The 16,959-nt window shown below is 64.5% G+C and carries 16 protein-coding genes; 12 read left to right on the top strand and 4 right to left on the bottom strand.

From position 1 onward, the window contains the following. On the bottom strand, window positions 1-1,784 hold a 1,784-nt coding region (locus tag P4U43_RS15100; RefSeq protein WP_277359472.1), incomplete at its 3' end, for a hypothetical protein. Between the two features lie 256 nt (window positions 1,785-2,040). On the opposite strand from P4U43_RS15100, the gene P4U43_RS15095 reads away from it, so the two are divergent. The 4 genes from P4U43_RS15095 to P4U43_RS15080 all read left to right on the top strand — a co-directional run bounded on the left by P4U43_RS15095 (window position 2,041) and on the right by P4U43_RS15080 (window position 7,518). Next, a complete protein-coding gene (locus P4U43_RS15095; RefSeq protein ID WP_056548476.1) occupies window positions 2,041-3,033 on the top strand; it encodes a bifunctional riboflavin kinase/FAD synthetase in 993 nt (330 codons plus the stop codon). 115 nt (window positions 3,034-3,148) lie between these two features. After that, window positions 3,149-3,418: a 30S ribosomal protein S15 gene (rpsO, locus tag P4U43_RS15090; protein ID WP_056548475.1), complete on the top strand. Its 270-nt coding sequence runs from the start codon at window positions 3,149-3,151 to the stop codon at window positions 3,416-3,418. A gap of 355 nt (window positions 3,419-3,773) precedes the next feature. Further along, window positions 3,774-6,047 (top strand): polyribonucleotide nucleotidyltransferase, encoded by a 2,274-nt coding sequence (locus tag P4U43_RS15085; protein WP_277359474.1) that lies wholly within the window; start codon window positions 3,774-3,776, stop codon window positions 6,045-6,047. A 103-nt stretch (window positions 6,048-6,150) separates the two neighbouring features. Continuing rightward, complete coding sequence (locus P4U43_RS15080; protein ID WP_404800753.1) at window positions 6,151-7,518, top strand: M16 family metallopeptidase; 1,368 nt, start codon at window positions 6,151-6,153, stop codon at window positions 7,516-7,518. Between the two features lie 21 nt (window positions 7,519-7,539). Here the strand turns inward: P4U43_RS15080 and P4U43_RS15075 are convergent, their stop codons facing one another. Together P4U43_RS15075 and moaA are read right to left on the bottom strand one after the other, a co-directional pair. Further along, on the bottom strand, window positions 7,540-7,791 hold the full coding sequence (locus P4U43_RS15075) for a MoaD/ThiS family protein (RefSeq protein WP_277359471.1): 252 nt from the start codon (window positions 7,789-7,791) through the stop codon (window positions 7,540-7,542). 1 nt (window position 7,792) lies between these two features. After that, window positions 7,793-8,863, bottom strand: a complete 1,071-nt coding sequence (moaA, locus tag P4U43_RS15070) for a GTP 3',8-cyclase MoaA (protein WP_277359470.1) — start codon at window positions 8,861-8,863, stop codon at window positions 7,793-7,795. A gap of 145 nt (window positions 8,864-9,008) precedes the next feature. On the opposite strand from moaA, the gene P4U43_RS15065 reads away from it, so the two are divergent. Genes P4U43_RS15065 through P4U43_RS15040 form a run of 6 tightly spaced genes read left to right on the top strand, consistent with a single transcriptional unit; the run spans window position 9,009 to window position 12,946 of the window. Next, complete coding sequence (locus tag P4U43_RS15065) at window positions 9,009-10,322, top strand: molybdopterin molybdotransferase MoeA (RefSeq protein WP_277359469.1); 1,314 nt, start codon at window positions 9,009-9,011, stop codon at window positions 10,320-10,322. Next, window positions 10,319-10,798 (top strand): cyclic pyranopterin monophosphate synthase MoaC, encoded by a 480-nt coding sequence (moaC, locus tag P4U43_RS15060; protein WP_277359468.1) that lies wholly within the window; start codon window positions 10,319-10,321, stop codon window positions 10,796-10,798. Before P4U43_RS15065 ends, moaC begins: the two co-directional genes overlap by 4 nt. Beyond that, window positions 10,795-11,277, top strand: a complete 483-nt coding sequence (locus P4U43_RS15055; RefSeq protein ID WP_277359467.1) for a MogA/MoaB family molybdenum cofactor biosynthesis protein — start codon at window positions 10,795-10,797, stop codon at window positions 11,275-11,277. Before moaC ends, P4U43_RS15055 begins: the two co-directional genes overlap by 4 nt. After that, window positions 11,267-11,698, top strand: a complete 432-nt coding sequence (locus tag P4U43_RS15050; protein WP_277359466.1) for a molybdenum cofactor biosynthesis protein MoaE — start codon at window positions 11,267-11,269, stop codon at window positions 11,696-11,698. The genes P4U43_RS15055 and P4U43_RS15050 overlap by 11 nt, the downstream gene beginning before the upstream one ends. Window positions 11,699-11,714: 16 nt before the next feature. Continuing rightward, a complete protein-coding gene (gene dapB, locus P4U43_RS15045) occupies window positions 11,715-12,473 on the top strand; it encodes a 4-hydroxy-tetrahydrodipicolinate reductase (protein WP_277359465.1) in 759 nt (252 codons plus the stop codon). Continuing rightward, window positions 12,473-12,946, top strand: a complete 474-nt coding sequence (locus P4U43_RS15040) for a hypothetical protein (protein ID WP_277359464.1) — start codon at window positions 12,473-12,475, stop codon at window positions 12,944-12,946. Before dapB ends, P4U43_RS15040 begins: the two co-directional genes overlap by 1 nt. Here the strand turns inward: P4U43_RS15040 and P4U43_RS15035 are convergent, their stop codons facing one another. Beyond that, window positions 12,947-14,128 (bottom strand): heparan-alpha-glucosaminide N-acetyltransferase domain-containing protein, encoded by a 1,182-nt coding sequence (locus P4U43_RS15035; RefSeq protein WP_277359463.1) that lies wholly within the window; start codon window positions 14,126-14,128, stop codon window positions 12,947-12,949. A 43-nt stretch (window positions 14,129-14,171) separates the two neighbouring features. Here P4U43_RS15035 and dapA point away from each other — a divergent pair, with 43 nt between their 5' ends. Both dapA and P4U43_RS15025 read left to right on the top strand, forming a co-directional pair. Then, window positions 14,172-15,095, top strand: coding sequence for a 4-hydroxy-tetrahydrodipicolinate synthase (dapA, locus tag P4U43_RS15030; RefSeq protein WP_277359462.1), 924 nt, complete (start codon window positions 14,172-14,174; stop codon window positions 15,093-15,095). Window positions 15,096-15,113: 18 nt separating this feature from the next. Then, complete coding sequence (locus P4U43_RS15025) at window positions 15,114-16,805, top strand: ribonuclease J (protein ID WP_277359461.1); 1,692 nt, start codon at window positions 15,114-15,116, stop codon at window positions 16,803-16,805. The last annotated feature ends 154 nt before the right edge of the window (window positions 16,806-16,959 follow it).

Below are 16,959 nucleotides of genomic sequence, written 5' to 3'. Positions count from 1 at the left end.
AGCTCGGGGCGGTGCGGCGGAGCAGCCTGCGCAGCGGGGCCGTCGTCAGCGGCCGGAGTCCCGGGGGTCTCCTTCGTGTCAGGGGCAGGGGATTGTGTAGGGGCCGGCGCTTGAACGCACACCGTTTCAGACGGCTCCCCAAACGCGGAGGTGAATGGATCTGTGTGCTCGTCGCCGGGGTAGGTTGCCACGACGGTATAGCAGCCGGGCTGCGTGAAGGCGGCGAACGGTTCACTGGACTGGCTCCCGTTTACCGCGGGCACAGAGGTCTGGGAGTGCAGCGGTGGATCCGCAGGAATCTCGGTGGTGGGCGAGGGCAATTCTGCGAGCGGGCCATACATCGTCAATGTGATCGTGCTGCCTGATCCCTGTGCAGATGGGCCGAATCCCTCTCCAACCACAGCATCGGTGACCTGGTCGCCCAGGAAGGCATCGCCCGCCGACAGCTGCGTGCGAATGTTCGGTGCCCAGGGCACAAAGGTTGTCTCAGCCGCGATCCCGAACTGTCCCTGCCAACCGAGGACATAGGGGGCCGCCTCCGCCGGGAGCACGCTCTCAGGGGAAATTGACTCGGTCCAGACGTACCACCCGGGTGAGGGAACGACGAGGTCAGCGGTGCTGTACGTGCCCGGCCCCGCCACCCGCGTGGTGACCTCGCCAACGCGCGGCGTACCCTCCGGTACGGCTTCCTGCAGGACGGGTTCAGCGTCGAGTGGTCCCCACAGTGTGGAGACCACCTCCACGGATACCGGCGAGTCGCTGCCGGGCACCGACAGCCACGGAGCGGGCTCAGCCGAACTGCCCGCGGCAGGAGGGGCGCTGCCTACGGTGAGCACATCATGGATGGATGCGCCTGGGTGTGTTCGGGCAGCCGAGGTCCTCGTTGCTACGGCAGGCTGGAAGGCGGGGAGGTCTGCCACCGCTGCCGCCGCGTCGCGCGGTTCCAGCACTGAGGCGAACAGCAGCCGCTGTACTTTACTGCTGGAAGGGGCCAGCCACTGGACTCCCGCCGCGGGCGTCCGTGGGACGGTCACCGTGATGGATCCACTGCCCAATCCCGTCCTCTGAAGCATGAGGCGGTGTGCCTCTTCTCCGGTCGTCCAGGTCGATGCGGCGGTTTCCGCAAGGACGAACGGTCCAGTCAGCTTCGCGGCTGCGCCCAGCCCGGTGGCCGGTTGCCCATTGGCTCCTAGCACCTCGATCACCGCGGAGACGGTTCCTGCGTCCGTAGCGTCAAGATCGATATGGACTGCGTAAGGACCAGCTTCGTTGAACGCCGTCCTGGTCATGGAGCGGGCTCGTTCCACTACATCAGCCGGCAGTTGTTCGGCCCTGAGGATGTCGTTCATGCCCGGGGAATCCCAGGACATCCCGGGTGAGGTAAGCGCCCAGACAGCCAACTGAACAGAGGCCGCCGTGGCATCATCGGCCGTAGCGCCCCACCGGTGCAGCAGGTAGGACAGCGCCGCATTCTCCGCCGTACTTAGCGCACTGCCGTCGCTGCGCACAAAGCCACCTGATTTGCCGTCACCGTAGCCGCCGGAGTTTTCCGGGGACAGCCGTTCGAAGTCGGTGCAGTAGGCCACCTGGCCGCCGGCATCCCTGTATTGGCCTACGAAATGCTCGGCCGCGTGTATGCCGGCAGCCCGGGACCAGTCTGATCCGGCCGGAGCGGCCTGCGACGGCGGGACCTGCGGAACCAGGAGGAGCACCGCGATGAGTAGCACGAGACCACCCGCCGGCAGCAAGCGCAAACGCAGGAAAAGAGATGAGAAAAGTTGCACGGATGTCCTCCAGATCGCAGGTTTCAGGGCGGCGCCGAAGCCGGCAGAGCAGCGCACAGGAACCAACACTGGTCCTTCCAAACAACACTGAACGGGACTGAGCCGGCTATGTGCGCAAGTGGCCTGATCGGACGGCGATGTGGAGGAACAGTGACAGTTCCACTGGCGCGACGTCGAGACCGCCCGCAACCATCGGCCATAATGAGAGGAACGACGAAGGGCTCCTGCTGCCCGTCCAACCGCTAAAGGGAGATGCGTGTTCTACTGGAGAGACCTGGCCGACGTGCCGGAAGGTTTCGGTCCCGCAGTTATCACCATCGGAAACTTCGACGGCGTGCACCGAGGCCACCAGAGCGTGCTGGGGCAGCTTGTTGCCGCCGCCCGGGAACGCGACGCAGCCGCCGTCGTCATCTCCTTTGAGCCGCATCCCGCGCAGGTGCACCGCCCGGAAAGTGCTCCGGAACTCATTATGGGCCTGCAGGACAGGGTGGAAACCCTTGCCGACACCGGCATCGACGGCCTGCTGATGATGCACTACACCCTCGAGCTTGCCGCACTCACCCCGGAGGAGTTCGTCCAATCCGTCCTGGTAGACGGACTGCGGGCGAAAGCGGTCGTCATTGGTCATGACGTGCGGTTCGGACGCGGCAATTCCGGTGACCTCTCCACCATGCGGACACTCGGCGGGCAACTGGGTTTTGACGTGATTGTCATCGATGACTACGGCTCCAGCCTGCAGAGCACGACGGCGGCAGCCGGGGAACGACGCTGTTCCTCGACCTGGGTGCGTGAGGCTTTGGTCGACGGCGATGTCACCACTGCCGCCCGCATCCTGGGCCGGCCGCACCGCATGCGCGGCGTTGTAGTTCACGGCGCGGCGCGCGGGCGGGCGCTTGGGTTTCCGACGGCAAACCTGTCGCCGGACTCAACCGGTTTCATCCCCGCAGACGGAATTTACGCCGGCTGGCTCATTGACAGCAGCCAGGTCCGCTGGCCCGCCGCGATCTCCGTTGGGTCCAACCCGACGTTCGAGGGAGTCAGCAGACAGGTCGAGGCTCACGTCATCGACAGACCCCAGGAGGAAGTTGACGTCTTCGACCTGTACGGGCAGACGGTCATCGTGGAATTTGTCCGAAGACTTCGCGGAATGGTTGCCTACCGCGGGCCGGAAGCGTTGATCGAGCAGATGCGGCTGGACGTCAACCAGACCCGCACTGTGCTTTCGACAGAACAGCGCACGTACGGGTAAAGTTGACTGCGGTCCTGCTGCAGTCCGTGGTTGCTGGGCCACCGCCGGAGTTCCGCTCGCTTGCGAGGGGAACCGGCATCTACTTTGTTCACGGTACAACTCATAGGAGTTATTTGTGGCACTTGACGCCGCTCTGAAGCAGGAAATCATCAAGCAGTACGCAACTTCCGAGGGCGACACCGGTTCGCCCGAGGTGCAGATTGCAATGCTTTCCCGCCGCATTCTCGACCTGACCGAACACCTCAAGATGCACAAGCATGACCACCACACCCGTCGTGGCCTGCTGCTGCTGGTGGGTCGCCGTCGTCGTCTGCTGGATTACCTGCGCGACACCGACATCACGCGCTACCGTACGCTCATCGAGCGCCTCGGCCTGCGCCGCTAAGCAAGCAAACGCGGGGTCCCCGGGCGAGCGAAGCGAGTTCGGGGAAGGTGCGAAGCGTTAGACTGTGAGGCGGCGCCTTCCTTCGGGAAGGGGCCGCCTTCAATCTTTATGGGTTCCTCTCGGTGCCCTTGAAGGCCGCATTCGCAGCGCGGATGCAAAGAAGTACGAAGTTCATAACCAGGAGCCAGGCGGACACGCAGGCATTCGCGGTCCTCGGTAGTGGTCTCCGGGAAACCATCGTGTGATGGATTTCCCGTGGACCTCGATCGAAGACCGGGTGCCACAACCCGTCCTAACGGCGTTGATCAGCAAAACGCCGCCTGCCTCCGCCACCAAAGAAACGGAGGTGACTCTCTTGGAGGGTCCCGAAATCCAGTTCGCCGAAGCCGTCATTGACAACGGGCGGTTCGGCCAGCGCACTGTTCGCTTCGAAACCGGGCGCGTCGCCCAGCAGGCCGCAGGCGCTGCCATGGTTTACATCGACGAGGACACCGCGCTCCTCTCCGCCACTACCGCCGGAAAATCTCCGCGTGAGGGCTTTGATTTCTTCCCGCTGACCGTGGACGTCGAGGAGCGTATGTACGCGGCCGGCCGCATCCCGGGCTCGTTCTTCCGCCGTGAAGGCCGCCCGTCCACCGAAGCCATCCTCGCCTGCCGCCTGATGGACCGTCCGCTGCGTCCCGCTTTCGTCAAGGGTCTGCGCAACGAGGTCCAGATCGTCGTTACGGTGCTGGCCATCAACCCGGACGTCCGCTATGACGTCGTCGCGATCAACGCTGCGTCAATGTCCACGCAGCTTTCGGGTCTGCCGTTCTCCGGGCCGATCGGCGGCGTACGCGTTGCGCTCGTGTCCGATGGCTCCGGCGAAGACCAGTGGATCGCCTTCCCGAAGCACTCCGAGCTCCAGAACTCCGTCTTCGACATGGTCGTAGCCGGACGTGTCGTCGGTGACGACGTTGCCATCATGATGGTCGAGGCCGAAGCTACCGACAACTCCTGGTCGCTCATCAAGGACGACGGCGCTACCGCACCTACCGAGGAGGTTGTCGCTGACGGCCTCGAGGCTGCAAAGCCCTTCATCCGCGCATTGTGCGAAGCTCAGGCTGACCTCGCAGGCCGGGCGGCAAAGCCGACCGTTGAATTCCCCGTGTTCAAGGATTACCAGGACGACGTCTTCGCTGCCGTTGAGGGTGCTGCCGGTTCACGCCTGGCGGAGATCTTCACGATTGCTGACAAGCAGGAGCGCGAAGAGACCGCCAACGCCTACCGCACGGAAACCATCGAATCCCTCTCCGGTCAGTTCGAAGGCCGCGAGAAGGAAATCGCGGGTGCCTTCAACTCGGTCACCAAGAAGGTTGTCCGCCAGCGTATTCTCCGCGACCAGGTCCGCATCGACGGCCGCGGCCTGAGTGACATCCGCAAGCTCACCGCCGAGGTCGAGGTCCTTCCCCGCGTGCACGGATCGGCTATCTTCGAGCGTGGCGAGACCCAGATCATGGGTGTCACTACGCTGAACATGCTCAAGATGGAACAGCAGATCGACTCGCTGTCGCCGGTTACGCGCAAGCGCTACATGCACAACTACAACTTCCCGCCGTACTCCACCGGTGAGACCGGCCGCGTCGGTTCCCCGAAGCGCCGCGAGATCGGCCACGGTGCACTTGCCGAGCGTGCGCTCGTTCCAGTGCTTCCGAGCCGGGAGGAGTTCCCTTACGCCATCCGCCAGGTTTCCGAGGCCCTCAGCTCCAACGGCTCCACCTCGATGGGTTCGGTCTGCGCTTCGACGCTGTCTCTGCTCAATGCCGGTGTGCCGCTGAAGGCTCCGGTTGCCGGCATCGCCATGGGTCTTGTATCCGATGAGGTTGACGGACAGACCCGCTACGCTGCGCTGACCGACATCCTGGGTGCGGAAGACGCCTTCGGAGATATGGACTTCAAGGTTGCAGGTACCTCGGAATTCGTCACTGCCATCCAGTTGGACACCAAGCTTGACGGGATTCCCGCATCGGTGCTCGCCGCAGCGCTGAAGCAGGCCCGGGAAGCGCGCCTGCACATCCTCGGTGTGCTTGAGGCAGCAATCGACACCCCGGATGAACTGTCGGAATTCGCGCCGCGCATCATTTCGGTGAAGATCCCTGTTGACAAGATCGGCGAGGTCATCGGTCCCAAGGGCAAGATGATCAACCAGATCCAGGAAGATACCGGCGCGGACATCTCGATCGAAGATGACGGCACGGTCCTGATCGGGGCCACGGACGGATCCTCCGCCGAGGCGGCGCGGGCAGCTGTGAACGCCATCGCCAACCCGCAGGTCCCCGAAATCGGCGAGCGTTACGTGGGCACGGTTGTCAAGACCACCACCTTCGGTGCGTTTGTCTCGCTCACGCCGGGCAAGGACGGCCTGCTCCACATCTCGGAGCTGCGTAAGCTCGCCGGCGGCAAGCGGGTGGATAACGTCGATGACGTCGTCTCCGTGGGCCAGAAGGTCCAGGTCGAGATCACCAAGATCGATGACCGCGGCAAGCTCTCCCTCTCGCCTGTAGTTGCAGAGGAAGCCGGCGAAGCGGATTCGGACAATGCTCCGAATTCAAACGCACAGGATTCCGCTGAGGGCGACGACAACAACTAGGCGCCAACAACCAACTGTTGGGCTCACGCTCAAAGTACAAACCGGCGGCTCCGCGGCGAAACTTATGTTCGCCGCGGAGCCGCTGGCGTTGAGGAGAGAATGAATGACTGAAACAGGACAGGGCACACCCGTGCTGTTGCCATTGACACCGAGCGGACCGGACAGCAAGTCCATGCTCGTTGCTGGAACCTCCGGAGGAGCAGTAGTCCGTCGCTCCGTACTTCCGGGAGGGGTGCGTGTGCTCACGGAGGCCATGCCGGGCCAGCGATCGGCAAGCATCGGTTTTTGGGTGGGAGTCGGATCCCGGGATGAGGCGGACGGCGAGCACGGGTCCACACACTTCCTTGAGCACCTGCTCTTCAAGGGAACGAAGCGGCGGACCGCGCTGGACATCGCGGCGGCCTTCGATGAAGTGGGCGGAGAATCCAACGCAGCGACTGCGAAGGAGAACACCTGCTACTACGCCAGGGTCCTCGACACCGACCTGCCCATGGCTATCGACGTCATCGCCGACATGGTGACCTCGGCTGTCATCGACCCTGAGGAACTCGAGCAGGAACGGCACGTCATTCTGGAAGAAATCGCCATGGACAGCGATGATCCATCCGACGTTGCGCACGAGAAGTTCGTGGAAGCGGTACTGGGCTCCCATCCGCTCGGTCGCCCCATCGGCGGCACCCCTGAGGCCATCAAGGAGGTCGCGCGGGAATCGGTGCTGCAGCACTATCACCGCTATTACCGCCCGGAGGAGCTTGTGGTCACGGCTGCCGGCGGGCTCGACCATGAGGTTGTCTGCGCGCTCGTCGTTCAAGCCCTGCAACGGGCCGGGTGGGAACTTGCGGACGATGCGGCGCCGGTGCCGAGGCGCGTGCCGGTTCCGGCCGTCCTCGAAGAATCCGGGGGAGTGCAGGTTATCCGCCGCGCCGTCGAGCAGGCCAACGTCCTGGTCGGGTGCCCGGCACTGATTTCCACTGATGACCGGCGGTTCGTGATGAGCGTGCTCAACGCGGTGCTCGGTGGAGGAATGTCCTCCCGGCTCTTCCAGGAGATCCGCGAGAAGCGCGGACTTGCGTACTCGACCTACTCCTTCTCAGCGTCGTATGCCGACGCCGGTTACTTCGCGATGTACGCGGGTTGCAGCCCGGCCAAGACCGGCCAGGTCATCAGCCTGCTCAGCGCAGAGCTGGAGCGTCTGGCGTCGGAGCCGGTCAGTGATGAGGAGTTGCGGCGCGCCGTGGGGCAGTTGTCCGGGGGAATGGTCCTGTCCCTCGAGGACAGCGGTTCCCGGATGTCCAGGCTCGGCCGCGCGGAATTGGTCAGCGGCGAGTTCCTCGGGCTGGATCTGACTCTTGAGCGTGTGAGGGCCGTTACTGCCGCGCAGGTGCAGGACCTTGCCCGGCAACTGGCGGACGCTCCGCGCACCATCACGGTTGTCGGTCCGTTCGACAGCGAAGCCGAGCTGGGACTGTAACCTGCTCAGTATCCTGCCGCCCTAACCTCCGGCGAACGGCGGCAGGATGTCGAGCACATCGCCGCGCCGGATGGGCGCGTTGCGGTCGCGTAGCGCCACTTCGTTGAGCAGGAAGCTGCTTCGATCGAGTACGCGGGCCATGGATGGTTCGCCAGCGGGATGCAGCGAACGTATTTCTCCGAGCGCCTCCTCCAGGGAAGCGCCGTCCAGTTCAAGGCGCTCTTCAGGGACGCCGGCGGCAGCCTGTGCCGCGCCGAAGTATCTCACCAGCATCTCAGCCGCCGATCGCGCTCATGGAACGGTCCGGCTGCACGAAATCCGCAGCCCCGAGTCCCGTATGGTCCATGCCGTGCGCCTTGGGCTTGGCCCACATAGCCTCCTGCCAGCGCAGGGCAATGGCGGCGTCGTCGGCGTCTGACCGGAGCAGGTCCCTCAGGTCAGTCTCCTCGTGGGAGAAAAGGCAGCTCATGATCTTGCCCTCGGCAGTGACGCGGGTACGCCGGCAATCCGCGCAGAACGGCTCCGTGACGGAGGCGATGACGCCTACGGTACCAACGACGATGCTGGGCTCCTCCGCCCGGCGGACCTCCCACCGTTCAGCGGGGGCGCCGTCACGGTTTCGTGGGTCGGGGGTGAGGACGAACCGTTCGCTGAGCCGCTCACGGACTTCTGCTGCAGTGATCATTCCCTCGCGGGTCCACCCGTGATCGGCATCGAGGGGCATTTGCTCGATGAACCGCAGCTCGAAGCCGCGGGACACTGCCCACTCCAGCAGATCCGGCGCCTCATGGTCATTGATGCCGCGCATCAGCACTGCGTTGATCTTCACGAGGCCAAGCCCAACCGCCGCAGCCGCTTCGATGCCCCGGAGTACCCGGTCCAGGAAGGGTCGACGCGTCAACTGCGCGAAGGTGTCGGGGTGGAGCGAGTCCATTGAAACGTTGATGCGGGTCAGGCCTGCATCCTTGAGCCGCTGCGCCTTTTTGTCCAGGCCCAGTGCGTTGGTGGTGAGCGATATGGGCAGGTCCGGGTGGCTTGCCCGGATTTCCGCGATGATGTCGAGCAGGTCAGCCCTTACCAGCGGCTCGCCTCCCGTCAGACGCAACTCGCGTATTCCCAGGCGATTGACGCCGATTCCTACAAGGCGCACAATCTCTTCGCGGGAGAGCACCTGGTCTTTTTGCAGCCATTGCAGCCCTTCAGCGGGCATGCAGTAGGTACAGCGAAGGTTGCACTTGTCCGTCAGTGAGAGCCGCATGTCCGTGGCCCGGCGGCCGTAGGAGTCGAGCAGCCCGTCAGCAGGTGCCGGAGCGCCGATGCGCGGTGTGCCGAGTGGGATTCCCATAGTCCGAGGTTACGCCCTTCGCCTTGGTGCCTCCATCAGCGGTCCACATTCCGGGCGCATCCTGCACTCCCGCGCGGCTAGGCTGTTAGCTGCGGCAGTGATGCCGCAGCACAAATGTCAGGGCGGGTTGATACAACGGGGCGTAATGACACGATCAGTAGAGGAACACCAGCAGGCCGTGCTCGGGCTGCTGCGCTACAGCAGCGCCTTCGCCGACGGGGCGCCCGAAATACTGCCGCTCGCAACGGCCCGTGGCCGGGTGCTCGCCGAGGACCTCCTCTCCCCGGTGAACCTGCCTCCGTTCGACAACTCCCAGATGGACGGTTACGCGGTTCACGGCGATGATCTGGACGGGAGCGCGCCCCTCTACCTTGCGGTCGCGCCGCCGGTGCCGGCTGGTGCGGAACCTGTTGCACTTGAGCCGGGTCACGCTGCTCCGATCATGACGGGAGCCATGATTCCGGAAGGTGCAGCCGCCGTCGTGCCTATCGAGAACGCAGTGCCCTCGCAGTTTCCCACCACGGGGCAGTACTGCGGGGAGGAGGGCCTCACCGTCGAGTTGCCCGTGGCCCAGGCGGGCTCGTTCATCCGGCGTGCCGGCAGCGATCTCGAAGCGGGGAGCGCTGCGCTTGTTGCCGGAACCCTGTTGGGACCCTCCCAGCTAGGACTCCTCGCGGCCTGCGGGCTGGCGACGGTGCCGGTGCGCCCGCGGTTCCGCGTCCTGCTGCTTAGCACCGGAGACGAGGTTCAGGAACCCGGAACCGAACTGGCGCCCGGCCGGATCTTCGATGCCAACACCACACTGCTGACGACTGCGCTGGAGGAAGCGGGCGCGCACGTGCAGCGGCACAGTGTGGTGGCTGACAATCCGGAGGAGCTGCGGGGCGCCCTCCAGAACATCGGCGGGCAGGTCAACCTCATCCTCAGTACCGGAGGAATCAGCCAGGGTGCCTACGAGGTTGTGAAGCAGGCCCTGGCGGACAGCAGCGTGGAGTTCCTTTCAGTGGCGATGCAGCCGGGCGGGCCGCAGGCCATCGGCACCATCAACGGCGTGCCGTTCCTTGGATTCCCGGGCAACCCGGTAAGCGCACTGGTCTCCTTTGAAATGTTCCTGCGCCCGGCACTTGGTACGGTGACGGGGCTCCCGGGGAACCGCGTCTGCCTGCCGGCGCGGCTCACCGAGGACGTTCAGTCACCCGAAGGTAAGCACCAGGTCCGTCGCGGCCTGTATACGGACCGGTCGGGTCAGGGGGAGGGGATCGGAGACGTCACCTTGCTTGGCGGGCCGGGCTCCCACCTGCTGCACGCCCTCGCTGCATCCAACGCCCTCGTACACCTGCCGGCTGGCACGGGGACGGTGGAGGCGGGGACGCCGGTCGCCGTGTGGCTGCTGGGCGAACTGCGCCAGGGCGCGCAACCCCTCCATCCCGGCAATCCCACTAGAGAGGCGCTGACATGACCACACCTGATTCCGGATTGACACACGTCCGTGAGGACGGCTCGGCACACATGGTCGATGTATCGGAGAAGGCGGTCACCGCCCGCCAGGCCACCGCGCAGAGCATCCTGCGGACAACGCCGCAGGTTCTTGCGCTGATTGCCGATGGGGATCTTCCGAAGGGCGACGCACTGGCTGTGGCCCGGGTAGCGGGGATCATGGCGGCGAAGCAGACATCGGCGCTCATACCGCTGTGCCATCCGCTGCCGTTGAGCAAGGTGACGGTCGACTTCGCACCGGAAGGTGCCGCCGTCGTTATTCAGGCAACGGTGAAAACCACTTCAGTGACCGGCGTGGAGATGGAGGCGCTGACAGCAGCGTCAGTTGCTGCCCTCACGCTGTACGACATGATCAAGGCCGTAGATAAGCACGCAGTCATCACGGACATCCAGGTGTTGGCGAAATCAGGCGGCAAGAGCGGAGACTGGGTCGCATGAGCAAGCAACGGACCGCGGCGCTGATCATTGCGTCGACCCGCGCGGCGGCGGGCGTCTACCAGGACGAGTGCGGGCCCCTGATTCAGCGATGGCTGGTCGGGAAAGGGTATGCCGTGCAGCTGGCCGAAGTGGTTCCGGACGGTGATGCCGTACGGGAAGCGCTGGCCGCCTGCCTCGCAGGGAAACCTTCGGTGCTCATCACCAGCGGAGGTACCGGACTCAGCGCCGATGACGTGACCCCCGAGCTCACCGAGCCCTTCCTTACCCGATCCCTACCGGGGATCATGGAAGCAGTGCGCCGGGCCGGCGCTGCGAAGACACCCATGGCGGCGTTGAGCCGCGGTCACGCGGGCGTCTCGGAGGGCACCTTCGTCATCAATCTTCCGGGTTCACCGAAAGCAGTCCAGGACGGCCTGGACGTGCTGGAACCCATCCTCGATCACATCTGCGCACAACTGGAGGGAAGCCATGAGCACTAGCACCGTTCTCCACGCAGGAGTTTCCGAGCAGCCGCTCGACCTCAACCATGCCCTGGCCCTCGTCGGTTCCGCTGACTGCGGTGCCGTCGTCGGCTTCGGCGGCGTGGTACGCAACCACGACGGCGGGAGGCAGGTTGACCGCCTGGGCTACAGTGCCCATCCGTCCGCCGGCGGTGTGATTGCCGACATCGCTGCGGAGATCGCCGAGAAGTACGACGGCGTACGCATCTGGGTGGCGCACCGCATCGGTCCGCTGGAGGTTGGGGATCCGGCCCTCGTCGCTGCCGTTGCCTCCGGCCACCGTGGAGAAGCCTTCGCCGCCTGCAGCGAGCTGGTTGATACCGTCAAGGCGCGAGCGCCGATCTGGAAGGAGCAGTTCTTCGCAGACGGTGACGTGGAATGGGTCGGAGTGGATGGCTGACACTACTCTTGAATCCATGACACAACCTCTTGCCGTTGCCGTACTCGGCGCGTCCGGGCGCATGGGGTCAGAGGCTGTACGGGCCATCGAGGCCGCCGCTGATCTGCATCTTGTGGCGGCGCTTGGCAGGAAAGACCCACTTGAGGAACTGGTGGCGGCCGGCGCCGCGGTAGTTGTTGACCTCACCGTTCCGGACAGCACCGAACAGAACGTTGCCTTCGCCGTCGAACATGGAATGCACGCGGTCGTCGGCACTACCGGCTGGGACTCTGAACGGCTCGGCCGGCTGCAGGATCTGCTCGCGCTCAATCCGGAGGTGGGCGTGTTGATCGCGCCCAATTTTGCCCTCGGATCCGTGCTGGCCACAGCCTTTGCTGCACGGGCAGCCAAGTATTTCGAGTCGGTCGAAGTAATCGAACTCCATCACCCGAACAAGGTGGACGCCCCGTCCGGCACAGCCGAGCGAACAGCGGTGCTCATCGCTGAAGCCCGTGCCGAAGCCGGTCTTGCCGCCAGCCCTGACGCCACCCGCACCTCCAGGGACGGCGCGCGTGGTTGCGACGTCGATGGCGTCCGGGTTCACTCCGTACGGCTCCGTGGGCTGGTGGCGCACCAGGAGGTCCTGTTCGGTGGGGTCGGTGAGCAGCTGACTATCCGTCACGACTCCTTCCACCGTGAGTCCTTCATGCCCGGTGTTCTGCTCGGCGTCAGGGAAGTGGGTTCCCATCCCGGACTGACCGTCGGTCTGGACGGCTACCTGGACCTGCAGGCGTGATGGGTGCACTGGACTTCCTGAAGCAACATCGCGTCAAAATAGGCGTGGTCTTCGTCACTGTCCTGCTGGCGTTCTGGCTGGTTGTGGCGCTCCAGCGGAGCGTCCTTTTGTTGACGGACCCCGAACCGGTGGCCAAAGCCTTGGGAGTTGCGTACCTCCTGCTTCCGCTGATCGGGGCGTGGGCGTTGATTCGTGAATTGTCCTTCGGCGCCCAGACCGAGCGGATGGCGTCTGCGCTGCATACGGAGGGAGGGCTGCCCGTTGATGACCTCCCCCGGACACCGGCCGGCCGGATCGTACGTGAGGCAGCGGACGCTCAGTTCCCCGCCTACCAGGCGGACGCGGAGGCCAACCCGGATGACTGGCGTTCCTGGTTCCGGCTTTCATGCGCGTACGACGCCGCAGGGGACCGCACCCGTGCACGCCGCAGCATGCGGCATGCTGCGAAACTGTTCCGCGGCAGGGCGGCGTGACTAACGCCTCGAAACAGCCCCTGCTGACCGAGCAACGTCGCTTGCGCCGGCCGCCACATACTCCAGCGGACCGCGGGCACCCAGCTTCCGCAGCAGCAGCCCGATCGCAATGAAGACAGCGGCCTGGGCCCAGTAGACCGGCGCCGGATCCAGCGGGATCTCCTGCTGGTCGACGATGCTCATGATCCAGATATGCAGTGAGTACAGGGACAGCGTTATGGCGCCGGGAGCCGAGAGCGGCAGAAGCAGCCACTGCAGCCGCCTGGTCGCCATAAGGCAGAGCCCGACGACGGCGGCGGCCGTTCCTGCGGTATGCATCAGATCGAGCGGCGTCCCGGAGTGCGGTGCGCTGACCGCCAGCCACCACCACGTTCCGGTCTGGTCAATGCCGGTAAGGCTCACCGGGAGCATGGCCTCAATGTCGTAACGCCGGCCCTGCGGAGTTTCGAGTAGGACGGCCAGCCCACCCAGCGGTCCCAGCAGGAAGGCGCTGACGAACTTGGACAATCCGGCGAGCCCGACGCCCGCAACAAGCAGTCCGGCCTGCACCCCGAACGACCTCAGGTTCAGCCTGCCGATGAGGATGCCCAGGAGCAGGTAGCTCAGCCACTGGAGCGCCGGGTAGTAGCCGGTCACGAGGATGTCCGCGAGCAGGGTCGCGGGCTGGGCGAAATGCTCAAGCGCAGGGTTGCCATCGAGGTCGGAGGGATTGATATTGGTTCCAACCCAGGGGCGCAGGAGGAAAGCCGCCACCGGAGAGATCAGGGTCCACCCGGCCGCCCACCAGCAGAGCCTGCGCAACGGCATCCCGATGAACGGCAGTGCCATCAGGAACAGGATGCCGTAATGGAAGAGGATCACTGCGATGTTGGTTTCCAGTCCGCCCAGCATCAGCCCGACCATCGCGATCACGACGGCCCGAGCCGCGATTCCGCGCCGGTCGCGGGAGATTCCGGCGCGGTCGTGCATCCTGCTACCGCCGCTGAGCAACGCCAACCCTATTCCTGCGACGAGCGCGAACAGGGCCGAGGATCGTCCGGAGAAGGTGGCGCCTATCCAGGACGCGTCCGAGGTCCCCTCCACATAGAGCGGAAATACGTGGGTGCACATCATGCCGAAGAGGGCGATGCCCCTGGCCGCGTCTATGCCGCTGAGCCGGCCCGGGGTTTGTGTGATGGCCATGATGGAATGTTCTCACGCCTGCCGCAGCGGGTAAGTTTGACCCATGGCTGCCTCCGACATTCGCCCGCTCCCATTCGGTTCCCTCGTCACGGCAATGGTGACACCGTTCACCGCTGACGGCGCTGTGGACTTCGATGCCACGGCTGCCCTGGCTGTCCGGCTTGTCGAGGATGGCTGCGACGGCCTCGTCGTATCGGGTACTACCGGTGAGACATCCACCCTGGAGGACCAGGAAAAGGAAGACCTTTTCCGCGTGGTCGCAGAAGCCGTCGGCGGCCGTGCAAAGGTGATCGCCGGCACCGGCACCAACCACACCTCGCACTCCGTCGAAATGGCGCAACGCGCGCAGCGCGCCGGCGCGGATGCGCAGCTTGTCGTAACCCCCTACTACAACAAGCCAACCCAGGCCGGCGTCCTCGCGCACTTCGACGCCGTTGCCGCTGCGTCGGACCTGCCCATCATGATCTATGACATTCCGGGCCGGGCCGGGATCCCGATCAGCACGGAAACAATGATTCGACTGGCGGACAACCCGAAGATTCTCGCACTGAAAGATGCGAAAGCAGACTACGCAGCGGTGACGCGTGTGCTTGCCAACACTGCCCTGGATGTCTACGCCGGCGACGATGGGCTGACTCTGCCGTGGATGGCAGCGGGGGCCGTCGGCGTCGTCAGCGTCAGCGCCCACGTCGCCACGGTTCAGTTCCGGTCCCTCGTGGACGCACTGGCCGCCGGTGACCTCGCCATGGCGCGCAAGATCCACTTCGAGCTTGACCCCGTTGTACGTGCCGTCATGACGCACATCCCCGGCGCAATTTCAGCCAAGCACATCCTTCGGATGCAAGGTGTGCTGGCAAACTCCGTGGTGAGGCTGCCGCTGGTCGAGCCCACCGCCGTCGAAATGGAGCCGGTACTCACCGACCTCGCGGAAGCGGGTTGGGACTTCTCTGCGGGCACTACCCGATAGCATCTGAAAGGCCAATCCATGACAGAACCCGCAGGAAGCGCACTCGTTTCGCCTCCACCGCTCGCCGAGGGAACGCTTCGGATTGTTCCGCTTGGCGGCCTCGGTGAGATCGGCCGGAATATGGCGGTCTTCGAGATCGGCGGGAAGCTGCTGATCGTTGACTGCGGAGTCTTGTTCCCGGAGGAGACCCAGCCCGGTGTGGACCTGATCCTGCCTGATTTCTCCTACATCGAGGATCGTCTGGATGACATCGTGGGCCTGGTGCTTACTCACGGACACGAGGATCACATCGGTGCAGTGCCGTACCTCCTGCGTCTCAAGAACGACATCCCGCTGATTGGATCCCAGCTGACGCTCGCATTGATCGAGGCGAAGCTCCAGGAACACCGGATCAAGCCGTTCACGCTCACCGTCGCCGAGGGCCAGATTGAGCAGTTCGGGCCCTTCGAATGCGAGTTCATTGCAGTTAACCACTCCATCCCTGACGCGCTTGCCGTCTTTATCCGCACTGCGGCCGGCACTGTCCTGCACACGGGCGATTTCAAGATGGATCAGTTGCCGCTCGACGGTCGTATCACCGACCTTCGTGCATTCTCGCGGCTGGGAGAAGAGGGCGTCGACCTGTTCATGGTTGACTCCACCAACGCCGATGTTCCAGGCTTCACCACCGCCGAGCGTGAGATTGGTCCGGAATTGGACCGGCTCTTCGGCCAGGTGAGCAAGCGCGTCATCGTCGCGTCCTTCTCCTCGCATATCCACCGGGTTCAGCAGGTGCTCGACGCGGCGGCGGCCCACGGCCGGTTCGTCTGCTTTGCCGGGCGCTCCATGGTGCGCAACATGACAATTGCCGCCAAGCTGGGATACCTGCGCGTACCCGATGGAATCCTCGTCGACGTCAAGAACGTGGATAGCCTTCCCGATGACCGGGTGGTGCTGATGTCCACGGGCTCGCAGGGTGAGCCGATGGCAGCGCTTTCACGCATGGCCAACGGGGACCATCAGATCACCGTCGGAAAGGGAGATACGGTGATCCTTGCCTCCTCGCTCATCCCCGGAAATGAGAACGCCGTCTTCCGTGTCATCAACGGACTTCTCAAACTGGGCGCCGACGTCATCCACAAGGGCAATGCCCGGGTACACGTATCCGGTCACGCCGCTGCCGGTGAATTGCTCTACTGCTACAACATCCTCAAGCCGAAGAACGTCATGCCTGTCCACGGCGAAACCCGCCACCTTATAGCCAACGGAAAACTCGCAATCCAGACGGGCGTCCCGGCGGAAAACGTGCTCCAGACCGACGACGGCTCAGTGGTGGATTTGTCGGACGGCGTCGCCCGGATCGTTGGTGCAGTCGAGTGCGGCTACGTTTATGTGGACGGCTCCAGCATCGGCGAGATCACCGATGCCGATCTGAAGGACCGGCGCATCCTCGGTGAGGAAGGCTTCATCTCGATCATCACGGTAGTCAACCGCAGCACCGGGACAATCGTTTCCGGTCCGGACATCCACGCGCGCGGATTCGCCGAGGATGACTCCGTCTTCGATGACATCAAACCCAGGATCAGCACCGCACTGGCAGAAGCTGTCATGAGCAACAAGGACCACACAGCGCATCAGCTACAGCAGGTCGTTCGCCGCGTCGTAGGGACCTGGGTAAACCGCCGCTACCGGCGTCGCCCGATGATCATTCCGGTTGTGCTTGAAGCCTGACGGGCGCGCTAATCCCGGGAACGGCGGGCGCCGTCCGGTAGCGTAGCGGGTATGGCGACTCGTACTTCCCCCACAGCGCCGCGAGGTTCACAGCCGCGAGCTCCGAAGCCGCGAGGATCCCAGCAGTCGCGCACCGGCAGCACCTCCGCGGCCG

The sequence above is a fragment of the Arthrobacter vasquezii genome, assembly GCF_029455255.1.
Lineage (GTDB): Bacteria > Actinomycetota > Actinomycetes > Actinomycetales > Micrococcaceae > Arthrobacter_D > Arthrobacter_D parietis.
Note: the sequence above shows the minus strand (reverse complement) of the source record. Positions and strands in the feature narration are given on the sequence as shown.